The following is a 12,324-nucleotide window of genomic DNA, read 5'->3' on the forward strand; positions in this document are numbered from 1 at the left end:
ATCGGCGAAAAATCAATTTTTAACAACCAAAAGGTGTTGTATAATTGGAATGACTGGCGTTCACTGTAGGCAATCGACCAGCAGAACTGGATCTCATATGTCAAAAAACATTGTCGAAAGGTACCTCGTCTTAAAAAACAAATACCGAAATTATGATACAAAATATGCCCTAAAACGTATGCAGGCATTTCGACTTGCCACCCAGGAATTGTCCCGCAAAGGTTATGAGGTTGGATTGGAACTTTTAGGGTCAATTAACTTTGGAATTGTCGATCCAACTTCCGATGTTGATTGTATTTTGCTTTTGGAATGTGACTTACACAAGGACCAAAGTTGTTGCCCAAATCATTGCACCAATTTGTCTTTTGTTAAAACAGAAATTTCAAAATTCGTTTTAAAAAGGTTAGCACCAGAAACATTTAACATTGATTATCTGGATACGATCAACCTTAAATATGTAGAAGAAAAAATTCGAACAGAATCTGTTCTTGGCGATGAAACTTTATATTGTCTATTATTCTATCGAAACATTGGTAGGCCAGTCAACCGACCGTTGTTTATTCCATTTTGCGATCAGTTGGAAGAAAACCATGATTTTGTGAAAGAGATTATGCCTTGGGCCGCCGTTGCCTTAGAAGGTTACCTCAATACCAACCAACATAGGATGTCTTTTAACAAATACAATGAAAGGATAAGAGCTCGCGGGCTTAGCCTTCCGGAAGGATTACAACAAGAACTACAAGCTTATATGGAAGGAAAAACCTAAATCTGCATCTATTGATCCAGATTTGGATCCCTCACCAATAAAATTCTTTACCATTCTTACTAAATCTTTAGTCTTTTGCCATGTTGATGAGAATTTGGACGAACAAAGGTAGGTTGTATCCTTACCTGCTTTTGAACATCCTTCTTTTTATCTTTGTCACCATTTCCTTTCTATTCTATACAGCAAGCGAACGAAAGATTGATGAAGCAGAGGAGAATCGTTACAGGTCCTTACGGATAGCCAATGAACTTCGCCAATCCTCTGACCAACTCACAAATTTAGTTCGGTTGTATGTCATTCATAGAGATCTAAAGTATAAAAAATATTTCCAAATGATTTTGGATATACGTAACGGTGATCGCCCAAGACCAAATGAATACGGTTATGCTTATTGGGATCTTGTAATCGCAAATAAAATCCCACCTCCTTCCGATGAGGGAGAAAAACTCAGCATTTATGAATTGATGAGAAATGAGAACTTTCTTGAATCTGATTTTTTATTATTATCTGAATCAAAAAACAAATCAGACCAATTAACAAAAATTGAATTCGAAGCAATGTCCCTTGTCGAAAAGGACATGAAGGTTGGATCAAATTTCAATCCGAAAGCGATCAATTTATTGTTTGATGACAACTATCTTCGTGCCAAAGCGGAGATCATGAAACCAATCAATGACTTATACTATCAATTAAATGATCGTACGACAAAAGCCATCCTTGGTGCAAAAAGAAATGTTTTCATTCTAAAAACGATATTCATTGTTGTTGGTGTCTTTTTTGGTTTAAGTTTATTTCTGACACACCAATCTCTTGTTGATATTATTGGAGGAAGTGTTGACGAAGCCTTTCGTAGAATATCTTTATTAGGTGAAGGAAATTTTTCTGGCGAAATCCAACCAACATTAATTAAAAACTCCATACTAAATAGCCTAAATATCACACAAAAAAGATTACAAGAATTACACCAAGAAGGTGAATTTACAAAACAACGATTAATTGAAAGTGAATCAAAACTTCGTTATATTTTGGATAACGTATCTGCATGTATTTATTTAAAAGATACAAACGGAAGGTATTTATTTGCAAACCAACAAGTATGTAAACTTTTTGGATACCCGCTAGAAGAGATTCTTAATCAAACGGATGAAAAATTCTTAGAAGAAGAAACTGCCAAAATCATTCTTAAAAACGATAGATCGGTATTATTGGAAGGAAAAACATTACATGCCGAAGAAGAAATTCATAATCGTGCTGATGGAAAAACATATCCTTTTCTCACTGTTAAAATTCCTTTAAGAGACCAGACGGGAGAAATTTATGCACTCTGCGGTATATCCACTGACATTGGTATTACCAAAGAAATTCAAAAAGAATTAGAACTGGCGAAAGATTCGGCAGAAATAGCAAACAAAGCCAAGTCGGAATTTTTAGCTTCTATGAGTCATGAAATCAGAACTCCATTAAATGGAGTCATTGGACTTACTCAAATTCTTTTCAAAACAAACCTAGATGAAGAACAAAGTTCCCTCGTTAAAACCATAGCATCTGCAGGGCAATCGTTACTTGTCATCCTAAATGATATTCTCGATTTTTCAAAAATAGAAGCCGGAAAAATGAAAATCGAAAAAATCAAATTCGATCTTCGTAACACAGTCACCGAAATTTTTGATTTACTATCAATTGAATCTAAATCAAAATCCATCGAGTTAAAACTTGAGATTGATACAGAAGTTCCGGATTTTATTTATTCTGACCCAAGCAGAATCCGACAAATTATTTTTAACTTGCTCGGTAATGCGATCAAATTTACCGAAACCGGGTTTGTTGTATTTCGCCTTAAAAAACAAAACGAGTGGATTCGTATAGAGGTGGAAGATTCAGGGATTGGAATCCCAACCGAAAAACTTAAATTTATATTCAATAAATTTTCACAAGCAGATGCCTCCACCTCACGAAGATATGGCGGAACTGGGCTTGGACTTGCCATCTCTGATCGGTTGGCTTCGTTACTCGGTGGAACGATTGGAGTCGAAAGCCAAGTAAACAAAGGAAGTTTGTTTTGGTGCCTTTTGCCTTACGAAAAACCAATTTCCTCCAATAACAATGATTCCGTTAATTCACCACTCAATCCTAACTCTTCTATAGAATCTTTGTTCACAAACCAAAAGTTTTTAATTGTTGAAGACAATATTTTGAATCAAAAAGTCATTGGTGGACTCTTAAGAAAATACAATATAAACTTTGATGTGGCTGAGAACGGAGAAGTAGCACTCCAACTTTTTCAACAAAATCAGTATGACCTTATCCTAATGGACTGCGAAATGCCTGTGATGGACGGATTTGAGGCAACTTTGCATATTCGAGAATTAGAAAAAACAAAACAGGAAAAAACCATCATCTTGGCTGTCACTGCACATGTCCTAGACGAACACAAAGAAAGATGTTTTGCCGTAGGAATGGATGGATTTATTGGCAAACCGTTTTATATTGAGAATTTATTAAAAACTTACCAAGAAGTTTCTGAATCCAGAAAAAAATACCATTAAAATACCACAAACACTGCTCAAATTAATTCACCTATTATTCGTTACATGCAAAATTCCGCCATCTCCATAAGTTTTTTTCACCTCAGCAATGATCACCTGATATCCTTCATACCATTTTGAATATTTAGATTTCGCCAATTGATGATTAGAAAAATTTTTTAGAGAATCTAAACCAAGATTGGTTTTAAAATAATACACTACAGCCATAATTCCTTTTTCTAGGTTCACCCAACTATCTTTTCCAAGATATTCTGGATGGTTCTCTACGAAAGATTCAATGGATCGATCTAAAGCTTCAAATTCCGAATCGGATTCTTTTTGTTTGAAAATAAAAGTAGCACTAATCATTTTTATAACTTAAATAATGATAATTCTCGATTTAGTTCTAGTATCAAGGAATTTAATTCTCCAGAAGATTTTGCCGTTTTTTCGGACATCATAGACAACTTTGCTGTATCATTTGCCAAATGATGAACGGAAGAACTCATTTCTTCGTTTACCTTTTTTTGTTCTTCCGTTGCAAAAGAAACAGAACTGGATCTATTCACTATATTTTCAGATTGTTTTCGAATTTCTTCTACTTCTGCAATTTGTTCTAAATTTGCTTCATTGACCTTATTTATACTGCTGATAATATCATTTACACTTTCAGATAAATATTTGAATGTTTCATTCGCAGACTTAACAGATTCCACAGACAAACTTGTAGATACAGACACTCGTTTGATTAAATCGGAAATGGTTTTTGTTGAAAATGCTGTTCTTTCCGCAAGTTTTCCAACCTCGGAGGCCACAACAGCAAATCCCCTACCCATATCACCAGCTCTTGCAGCTTCAATAGATGCATTTAACGCAAGTAAGTTGACCTGTTCTGAAATTTCTTTTATGATGGCTAAGATTTTTCCAATTTCAATGGCATTTTTATCTACTTCTTCAATTGATTCAATTGTGGTAATGATTGATTTTGCACTTTTTGTTACTTCATTTTCAACAGAATCGGCCTTCTCTTTTGCATACAAAGAAACTTGTTTCAAACCGGAGGACAAAGTCAACAAATGAATGATCGATTCATTTGTTGATGCAGTTAATTTTTTTTGTTCCAATGCATCAGAATAAATTCCATTGATAGAGGACCCATTTTCTTCCAAGGCAGCAGCCACCTCTTCCAACGATGCCGCTTGGATTTGTGAATGTTCCGCCGAATCACCAGACAAAACTTCCAAATTTTTAGCTTCCTCTTCAATTTTTACGGAATGATTTGTAATTGATGTAATGAGTCGGTTTAACTTTGTTTTTGCTTCTTCCAAATACACAGAGATCAATCCAATTTCATTTCTTGTTCTGTTTGATTTGATTGCAGACCTTAAATCTCCATCAGCAAAATCTTTTAAAATAGATGAAACATCTCGAATGGTTGCGGAAGTATTCCCTGTCAAATTCCAAAGTACAACAAACAATATAACGATCATGCTCAGAATAAAAAAACTTAACCCAATACAGATTGTCTCTAAATGATTTTGGTCTACTTGCGAACGAAACTGTGAATAAACATAAAATGCAAAAAGAAAGTATCCAATGACAAATGTTGAAAATATTGGGAATAATAAATTGGCAAACAAACTCAGAGGGGGTAAATGTAATTGGTTGTAAACATCATACAACTTCTTCTCAACCAAAACATAAAATATGGATGAAATTGCCATCGCAAGAATGATTCCAAGGATGATAAAAAATGCAACCTCCCCATAGGATTTTACCAATCCGTAATAGTAGGCAAGAAACATAGTCAAAATAGGTCCACCAACGTTTGTTGATAATATATTCATTGCTCCTGATTTTGAAAATCCACGAATAAACTTTAGTTCTTTTTCCGTATAGATGATCCCTTCGGGCCTTCGCATTTGTTTTCGAAATTCCAAATTTTTGAAGAAAAATAAAAATGCATGAAGCCCAATGATTGGTGGTGCCAAATAAATAAGAATTTTTAGAATCGATTCAAAATTTTCCAACCCAAATAATAGAAACATTCCAGTAAAAAAAATGAATGGATCTAAGTTGGTAATAAGTAGATAGGATACCATAAATCCTGATCTTTTCTGATTGGGTGAATGTCCAGCTCGGGTCATAGAGAAGGAAATTAATTCCCTTCTATTTCATTTGTCAATTTATTTTAAGGAAAATGGGACGCTTTGGTTTTTACGTTTTCTAAATGGCGAATGTCTTTTCCAGTATTGAGACGTACAAGTTCTTCTGCTACGTTTACAGCATAATCACCTAACCTTTCTAAGGCGAGAATGATTCGATATACATCCGCAAATTCCTGTTTTTCCATATCAGACACAGATCTATATTTTTGAAAGGCTTGGTCACAAAGGTCATTTAGTTCATCTTCTAATGTATTGACACTGCCCATAAATCTTTCTTTTTCTTCCACGAGAGATTCGATTGCCATACCTGCAAGAGTTGTCACTCGGGATAAAATCAATGTCATAGGTTCTTCATTTTTGAATAAACCTTTGCGAATGGTTTTATGGCGAAATACATCGGCACAGTTCACCACTTGGTCTCCCATCCGTTCCATATTTCTTGTGATCCGAATGGCGGAGAGTGCAAAACGAAGGGGATCTTTTTTTAAAACAATATCATTGTCCACATCACCCATACCAAGAATGTTACGGTTACTCACTGCTTCCAAAATTGCATTTTGGGAAAGGTTATCATTTTCCTTTTCTAAATCATCAATGAGATCGTCACGTTCCACAATGCGTTCTGCTTGTGCATAATCATCTGCTTCCAAAGCTTCACTTAAAAGAATCACCTGCTCCAAAACTAGTTCTGCCATGGAGTACAAATTCTTTCTTAAATAATAAAACTTCGAGATAATCATATTTCTTTTATTGTATCTTCAGTATCAAAAAAAATTGATCACTGTGTTTGATCAAACAGTGGCCAACTCGGTAATCTCTTCTACGGTCAGGATTTTTTCGATATCGATCAGGATGATGAACCGGTTATCTTTTTTACCCACACCTGTGATGTATCTTGAAGATATTCCTTTGACCGAAGGTGGAGGTGGATCCACTTGGTTTGCAGGAAAATGAACCACGTGTGACACTTTGTCCACAATCACACCGATGGACTTACCAGATACGTTGATGACGATGGCTCGGTCGGCGGCACTTTCCGTTGTATTTTTAATGTTGAGACGTTTGGCAAGGTCGATCATCCGAACCACTTTTCCACGAATGTCCATAATTCCTGCAAAGAAACTTTTGGATTGTGGAACACGGATTAGGTTCGTGATTTTGACAATTTCTTCGACAATGGTGATGGGAATGGCATATTCTTCATCGCCCAAATTGAATATAATGTACTGCTCATGGATGAATTGGTTTGCCGATGATGTTTCTTTTGCCATATCACTTTTCTACAATTTTAGAACTACGTCTAGAAGTAGACGTAGCCGTTATAGAAAAAATATGAACCGAAACTAAGAAATGACAACACTTTTGTCATTAAGACAGAACGTTTTCTGACAAGAAAATCCAAGAGGCCCGCAGCCATCCCCAAAATTCCTAGAGTCAATCCTAATACGACATAATCATAATACAAATAATAAACCAAACATCCAAATCCGACGCCCATACAGACATCTTGCAAATCTCCCCAGACTCGCCTCTTAAAACGCAACCAGAGCGATCCTCGCGCCTCTCTTGCCTCACGTCTTTCTCTTCTCCAACGTTGGAACCGAGTTTCGCGGATGATCCCAAAAATAGAATCATAACGGGTGGAAGGGAATAATGCCGATTCCAAAGGATGCCTTTGGGAACGAACTTTCTCTTGGGAATCGGGAACAAAGGGAGGGTAAATTTCGTACGCCCCTCCGATGCATGCAAGCATGTCTTTGTCAGGGAGGGTACTAAAGTATTCGCGAAAGGGCCAAATCTTCCGAAAGACGGGATACGCACGGCCAGAAGTAATGTCCTTCTCAACTTGGACAGTGCCGTTTTTCACAGTGGCACCATACATACGTCCCTTTTCTTCTTTGATTTCTACAGCTAACCGAACGAGTCGTTCGTGAAAGTTGAACTCAGCCTCCAGGACATCCCCGAGAGGTGTTTCCATGGTAAATGCTCGGATGAAACCGGGGGTGCGGGGTTTCTGTTTCCTCCAGACTTGTTTCATAACAAATCTATCGGAGGAAACATTAAGTCACTGAAGAAAGATTATTTCTTCTTTTTGTGTCTGTTGGCTCTGCGTTTTTTCTTACGTTTGTGGGTTGCGATTTTTCTACGCTTTCTCTTTTTTCCGGAAGGCATTCCTTCCTCCTTATATCAAGCCTGTTCTGTCAAATTTCTAGTCGAGGTACTTTTGTAAAACTTTATTTTTCCTCATTGTGGATAACATCGCTTTGATATCACCCACACCCTCACGTGAAGTGACGAGTAGGACATCTGGTTCTTCCACAACAATGAGATCTTTCACACCGAGAAAGGCTATGAGTTCTTTTTGGACGGAAGAAATATTTCCAGAAGCCTTATGGTAGAGCACTTCTTTTCCTTGGTGGTGGTTCTTTTCTTTATCACCAGGTAAAATACGTTCGAGTGACATCCAAGATCCTACATCATCCCAATTGAAGGTTGCTTCTACCATTCGAATCCGATTCGATTTTTCCATAATGGCAGTATCAATCGCCTCAGAAGGAAGCATTTGGAAGGCCGTTTTTAAATCCCCGAAACTCTTAAAGGGAAATCCATTTTTTAAAGGATTTAAAATATGAGGAGCATGGCGTTCCAACTCAGAAAGGATAGTTTCTGTGCGGAAAAGAAAAATCCCTGGGTTCCAATAAAAATTTTTCTTTTTAATATATTTTAGAGCGGTTTTAAAATCAGGTTTTTCAAAAAAAGCTTTTACCGTATAACCCACATCAGTTGGTTTTCCCGTGCTAATATATCCGTAACCTACTTCTGGACGATTGGGTTTCACTCCAAGTAGAACCATTCCATTTTCCGTCTCGTACAAAGCTTGCTCAATGGTTTTTGTAAATTCTTTGATGGGATCGATAAAGGCATCGGCTGATAAAACAATTAAGTTTGGATTGCCAAATTTTTTCTGAAAGTAAAGTGCCGAAAGAGCAATGATAGGGGCTGTATTTTTTCCTTCTGGTTCCAAAATGAAATTTGTGGAAGGAAACTTAGGATCTTTTTTTAGGATCTCCGCTTTTAAAGTGGCATTGGTTCCAATATAAATTCGATCAAGAGAGGTGATGGTGAGCGCGCGGTCAATGGTCTCACGTAAAAGGGTTTTATTGGAATAAACTTTCTGAAGTTGTTTAGGGGAATTGGTACGGGAGCGAGGCCAAAACCTCTCCCCCTTTCCACCAGCCATAATGAGGACAACCGGGGATTCTTTAGGTAATTTTGCCATAGGGTTTGGAACCAGAATTTAGCAAGCGAAACAGAGGAAAACCAGAAAAGTCTTAGACCCCTCCTGCTTCCTTCGGTGCATCATCACTGTGGAGTTTGATGGGTTTTGCAGGGATGATGGTAGAAATGGCGTGTTTGTACACCAAATTCTGTTTGTTATCGTTTTCTAAGATGATTGTGAAGTTGTCAAAGCTGACAACCTTTCCTTTCAGCGGAACTCCGTTTAACAAGTAGATGGTGAGATCAATTTTCTCCTTTCTTGCTGTATTTAGAAGTTGGTCTTGGATATTATTTTTTGCCGACATTGGAAATCCCGAGTGTTTTCTCTATATTTTATCTATATTTGTATACAGTTGGACAGCGGCTTCGAAGGAAATGGGCGAAAGTAATGGATCTTTTTTGAACCAAGTGATCTGTCGTTTTGCATAATTCCTATGACTTTGGGCCAGCTGCTCAATGAATGTATTACTGTCTATGGTTCCATTTAAGAAAGCAAGCGCAAAATTGTAACCTAAGGTTCGTAGACCCGGACAGTCAGATCCATATCGAGAAACCACTTCTTTTGTCTCCGCTAACATACCAGTGGCGATCTCTTCGACTCGCCGATTGATTCTATCATAGAGAATGTCTCGGGGCCAGTCCAACCAATGACCAATCACTTGGACATCCGGATAATCGTTTAAGTATCCTCCGACGGTTTCCTTAGAAACGTCAGACCACAAAACTCCCGTGAGGACAACTTCCAAGGCCCTTTTGATTCGGTATCCATCCTGCGGTGATAAGGATTTGAGAGCTTTGGGATCTTTGGCAAAAAGTTGTGTCCTCGCTTCTTCTAATGGAAGCTCCAAAACATAATCTTTCGTTTCTTTCGGTACATTTGGTACGGGATACATTCCCAAAAGAAAAGCACGGAGGTAAAAACCTGTGCCACCAATGAGAAAGGGAATTTTACCTCGGGCTCTGATATCGTTTATGGCTTCGCGGGCCCAAAGGGAAAATTGGCTCGCGTTGACAGATTCATCTGCGTTTAAAAAACCAATCAACCAATGGCGGATATAAGAGGACTCTTGGGGAGTGGGGGCCGTTGTGCCTACCGGTAGATCCCGGTAGACTTGGCGTGAGTCAAAAGAAACAATTTCGAAACGTTTGGGGTCGATTACTTGGGTGAGGGCGGTTTTTCCAGAACCTGTGGGGCCACCAAGGACGGGGAGGATCACTCCTCTTCCTCGGCTACGACCTCCTCTTCTTCGGTCTCTTCCAATTCCTCCGTCTCTTCCATGAGTTCATCATCTTCTAGAACTGGCTCTTCCTCTTCTTCCACTTCGTATTCTGAACTGCGGATGGCTGCCATTCGTGATTTGATGGCTGGCTTTGCCAATTGGTCTGCCCCACATTTAGGGCATTTTTTTTCCGGTTTGTACAAATCGTAAAACTTGGTTCCACATGAATAACAACTGAACTTTTTGCCGAGAGGGTTGTTGGGATCAATTTTGACGGCTGGGGACTTCGCCACAGGTGTCGGTTTGTCCTTCACTGCGGCAGGGGCTGTTTTGGGGGCAGGTACGGCTTTCGCCTTAGTTGCCGGAGTTTTTGCTCCTGCGACTGCCTTTTTTTTGTCTTCCTTCGGGGAAGCGGACTTTGCGTCCTTGGGTTTCTCTTTGGCTACCGCTTTTTTCTTGGGCGGAGCCTGCTTCTTGACTGCTTTTTTTGCGACCATAAACGTACTTTTGACAGTTTTGGGAATCCCCTCTCGGGGACAACCTTTTTGAAATTGGACGGTTTTCTCCTGGATGAAAATTAATGAAAAGTTTTTTTTTTCCTATGACCCAATTAAGTGTCAATGTCAACAAGATCGCCACTCTCCGCAATTCCCGTGGTGGATCCATTCCTAGTGTCATTCAAATTTCAGAGATTATCTTGGATGCGGGTGCCTACGGCATCACCATCCACCCGAGAGAGGACGAAAGGCATATCACCAAACAAGATGTATTCGAAATTCAGAATTTTCTAAATTCTTACAATGCCAAAATAACCAAAAATGGATTTCCTAAAAAAGAATTCAATATCGAAGGCGAACCAAGTGAACGTTTTCTCAATTTAGTTCTAAAAGCAAAACCCGACCAGGTGACCCTAGTTCCGGTCAAACCGGGGGAAATTACCTCCGACCACGGGTTTGATTTAAAAAACAAAACAGTGTTCCAAACTTTAAAACCAATGGTGCAAAGATTCAAAAAGGAAGGGATCCGGGTTTCTTTGTTTATGGAAACAGAATTTACAGAGTATCCACTTGTAAAAGAACTCGGAGCCGAACGAATTGAACTCTATACAGGGCCATTCGCCTATGCTTATGACAAATCCCCAGAAGAGGGAGCCAAAAGTTTCCCAATGTATGAAAAGGCTGCAATCGAGGCAAACAAACTGGGGTTAGGTGTAAATGCAGGCCACGACCTGGATACAAACAATTTAAAACTTTTTTCCAAACTTCCCTACTTAGCGGAGGTATCCATTGGACATCGACTGGTCAGCCAAAGCCTTGTGGACGGAATGAAAAAAACCATTGGAGACTATCTCAGAATTCTTTCGCAAGGAAACGAAGTTTAGAATACTGAGGGTCTTGTTCCAAAAGCAATTTAGCGGCTCTTTCCAAAGCAAGGGCCAATTGCCCTTCTATTTTTCCTTTTCGTTTTGCAGATTGGATTTCAGATAAAAAACTACGAAGGCCTTCTCTTGCTTGAGATTCATTTCCAGAAACAGAGGCAAGTTTTACTTTTTTCCATGCTTCCGTGATCGGAGCACCAGGTCTTACTGTTGTTCCAATTTGAGGAACACCCGCATCGGTTCCGAGAGAGGAACTAACAGACACCACTCCCGCACTGGCACCGACTGCCTCTTTTCCCGTCTCCCCCCGATGGTAACTGGCTGTGTCCCAAATCCGAGAAAAAGGATCGGACTTCATTTGGTCAGCATAAAGACGTTCTTTATATGAGGAAGAGGAATGGAGGATTTCTTTTTGGATAAGGGATTTGTCTGTTGCACTTAGGCTTTGGAAACAATCCGCAAGGACTCCCCGTCGGATGCTGTCCTTTGTGAGAACACCTCGTTCGGCAAGAAAGAGGAAAGATGCCGATTTTGGAGGTTTGTTTTCCTGACAAAGTTTTTGGGTTTCTGTAAATACCGCAAAAACTTCTCCATCATAAGAATGAGCCTTTAAATCTGATAAATTCCCTGATTTTTCTGCAGAAATCCGTAACATATTTTTATAAAGGCTATCGTTTGGATTTTTTTCTAGAGCCTTTCTAAAAGCAGTGTAACTCTCGGCATAATTGCCTCTGTGGTATTCAAGTAATCCCCAAGTGTAACATAAATACCCGTCGTCGGTATCGCGAGTCCGGCAAACGTATCTTAGTCGGGACATAGCCTCTTCTTTCGACTCCGAGGAATCCCAAACATCAAGAATTACCTCTTCTAAGAAAATCAGAGTTTCCAAACTGTACGGATCCCGGGTTGGGTTCTTCTGAGGATCTGAGGAACAAAACCCAAGGGAAAGAGCAAAAATCAGGACAACGAAAGCACGCATGGCACCGTC

At 39.0% G+C, this 12,324-nt stretch carries 13 protein-coding genes; 3 read left to right on the forward strand and 10 right to left on the reverse strand.

Annotated elements, in window-relative coordinates; genetic code table 11:
• The first annotated feature begins 97 nt into the window (after positions 1–97).
• Both EHQ47_RS03625 and EHQ47_RS03630 read left to right on the forward strand, forming a co-directional pair.
• Positions 98–766 (forward strand): hypothetical protein, encoded by a 669-nt coding sequence (locus EHQ47_RS03625; RefSeq protein WP_004785030.1) that lies wholly within the window; start codon positions 98–100, stop codon positions 764–766.
• An 80-nt stretch (positions 767–846) separates the two neighbouring features.
• Positions 847–3,312 carry a PAS domain-containing hybrid sensor histidine kinase/response regulator gene (locus tag EHQ47_RS03630; RefSeq protein WP_135776563.1) on the forward strand — a complete coding sequence of 822 codons (2,466 nt, stop codon included), beginning with the start codon at positions 847–849 and terminating at the stop codon, positions 3,310–3,312.
• 27 nt (positions 3,313–3,339) lie between these two features.
• Here the strand turns inward: EHQ47_RS03630 and EHQ47_RS03635 are convergent, their stop codons facing one another.
• From EHQ47_RS03635 to EHQ47_RS03675, 9 genes are all read right to left on the reverse strand, one after another.
• Positions 3,340–3,660 (reverse strand): hypothetical protein, encoded by a 321-nt coding sequence (locus EHQ47_RS03635; protein ID WP_135776564.1) that lies wholly within the window; start codon positions 3,658–3,660, stop codon positions 3,340–3,342.
• Between the two features lie 2 nt (positions 3,661–3,662).
• Positions 3,663–5,438, reverse strand: coding sequence for a methyl-accepting chemotaxis protein (locus EHQ47_RS03640; protein ID WP_135776565.1), 1,776 nt, complete (start codon positions 5,436–5,438; stop codon positions 3,663–3,665).
• Positions 5,439–5,482: 44 nt separating this feature from the next.
• Complete coding sequence (locus EHQ47_RS03645; protein WP_208727391.1) at positions 5,483–6,196, reverse strand: phosphate signaling complex PhoU family protein; 714 nt, start codon at positions 6,194–6,196, stop codon at positions 5,483–5,485.
• Between the two features lie 54 nt (positions 6,197–6,250).
• Positions 6,251–6,730: a chemotaxis protein CheW gene (locus EHQ47_RS03650; protein ID WP_135696602.1), complete on the reverse strand. Its 480-nt coding sequence runs from the start codon at positions 6,728–6,730 to the stop codon at positions 6,251–6,253.
• Between the two features lie 29 nt (positions 6,731–6,759).
• Entirely contained in the window at positions 6,760–7,437 is a 678-nt protein-coding gene (locus tag EHQ47_RS03655; protein WP_244290203.1) for a hypothetical protein, read from the reverse strand.
• A gap of 231 nt (positions 7,438–7,668) precedes the next feature.
• Positions 7,669–8,739, reverse strand: a complete 1,071-nt coding sequence (locus EHQ47_RS03660; protein ID WP_135747038.1) for a mannose-1-phosphate guanylyltransferase — start codon at positions 8,737–8,739, stop codon at positions 7,669–7,671.
• Positions 8,740–8,791: 52 nt separating this feature from the next.
• Positions 8,792–9,043: an RNA chaperone Hfq gene (gene hfq, locus EHQ47_RS03665; RefSeq protein WP_004784721.1), complete on the reverse strand. Its 252-nt coding sequence runs from the start codon at positions 9,041–9,043 to the stop codon at positions 8,792–8,794.
• A gap of 21 nt (positions 9,044–9,064) precedes the next feature.
• Entirely contained in the window at positions 9,065–9,955 is an 891-nt protein-coding gene (miaA, locus tag EHQ47_RS03670) for a tRNA (adenosine(37)-N6)-dimethylallyltransferase MiaA (protein WP_135747037.1), read from the reverse strand.
• A complete protein-coding gene (locus EHQ47_RS03675) occupies positions 9,952–10,455 on the reverse strand; it encodes an FYDLN acid domain-containing protein (protein WP_135747036.1) in 504 nt (167 codons plus the stop codon). The genes miaA and EHQ47_RS03675 overlap by 4 nt, the downstream gene beginning before the upstream one ends.
• Positions 10,456–10,559: 104 nt before the next feature.
• Here EHQ47_RS03675 and EHQ47_RS03680 point away from each other — a divergent pair, with 104 nt between their 5' ends.
• A complete protein-coding gene (locus tag EHQ47_RS03680; RefSeq protein ID WP_208727382.1) occupies positions 10,560–11,339 on the forward strand; it encodes a pyridoxine 5'-phosphate synthase in 780 nt (259 codons plus the stop codon).
• On the opposite strand, the gene EHQ47_RS03685 is transcribed toward EHQ47_RS03680, so the two are convergent.
• Entirely contained in the window at positions 11,308–12,315 is a 1,008-nt protein-coding gene (locus tag EHQ47_RS03685) for a tetratricopeptide repeat protein (RefSeq protein WP_135776567.1), read from the reverse strand. The two genes, EHQ47_RS03680 and EHQ47_RS03685, sit on opposite strands and share 32 nt — an antisense overlap.
• Positions 12,316–12,324 lie beyond the last annotated feature (9 nt).

It is taken from the genome of Leptospira bourretii, from assembly GCF_004770145.1.
GTDB classification, from domain to species: domain Bacteria; phylum Spirochaetota; class Leptospiria; order Leptospirales; family Leptospiraceae; genus Leptospira_A; species Leptospira_A bourretii.

Excerpts from the sequence above, each read along its gene's own strand:
- EHQ47_RS03625 (WP_004785030.1), top strand. The coding sequence starts at position 98 with ATGTCAAAAAACATTGTCGAAAGGTACCTCGTCTTAAAAAACAAATAC.
- EHQ47_RS03630 (WP_135776563.1), top strand. The coding sequence starts at position 847 with ATGTTGATGAGAATTTGGACGAACAAAGGTAGGTTGTATCCTTACCTG.
- EHQ47_RS03635 (WP_135776564.1), bottom strand. The coding sequence starts at position 3,660 with ATGATTAGTGCTACTTTTATTTTCAAACAAAAAGAATCCGATTCGGAA.
- EHQ47_RS03640 (WP_135776565.1), bottom strand. The coding sequence starts at position 5,438 with ATGACCCGAGCTGGACATTCACCCAATCAGAAAAGATCAGGATTTATG.
- EHQ47_RS03650 (WP_135696602.1), bottom strand. The coding sequence starts at position 6,730 with ATGGCAAAAGAAACATCATCGGCAAACCAATTCATCCATGAGCAGTAC.
- EHQ47_RS03655 (WP_244290203.1), bottom strand. The coding sequence starts at position 7,437 with ATGGAAACACCTCTCGGGGATGTCCTGGAGGCTGAGTTCAACTTTCAC.
- EHQ47_RS03660 (WP_135747038.1), bottom strand. The coding sequence starts at position 8,739 with ATGGCAAAATTACCTAAAGAATCCCCGGTTGTCCTCATTATGGCTGGT.
- hfq (WP_004784721.1), bottom strand. The coding sequence starts at position 9,043 with ATGTCGGCAAAAAATAATATCCAAGACCAACTTCTAAATACAGCAAGA.
- EHQ47_RS03675 (WP_135747036.1), bottom strand. The coding sequence starts at position 10,455 with ATGGTCGCAAAAAAAGCAGTCAAGAAGCAGGCTCCGCCCAAGAAAAAA.
- EHQ47_RS03680 (WP_208727382.1), top strand. The coding sequence starts at position 10,560 with ATGACCCAATTAAGTGTCAATGTCAACAAGATCGCCACTCTCCGCAAT.
- EHQ47_RS03685 (WP_135776567.1), bottom strand. The coding sequence starts at position 12,315 with ATGCGTGCTTTCGTTGTCCTGATTTTTGCTCTTTCCCTTGGGTTTTGT.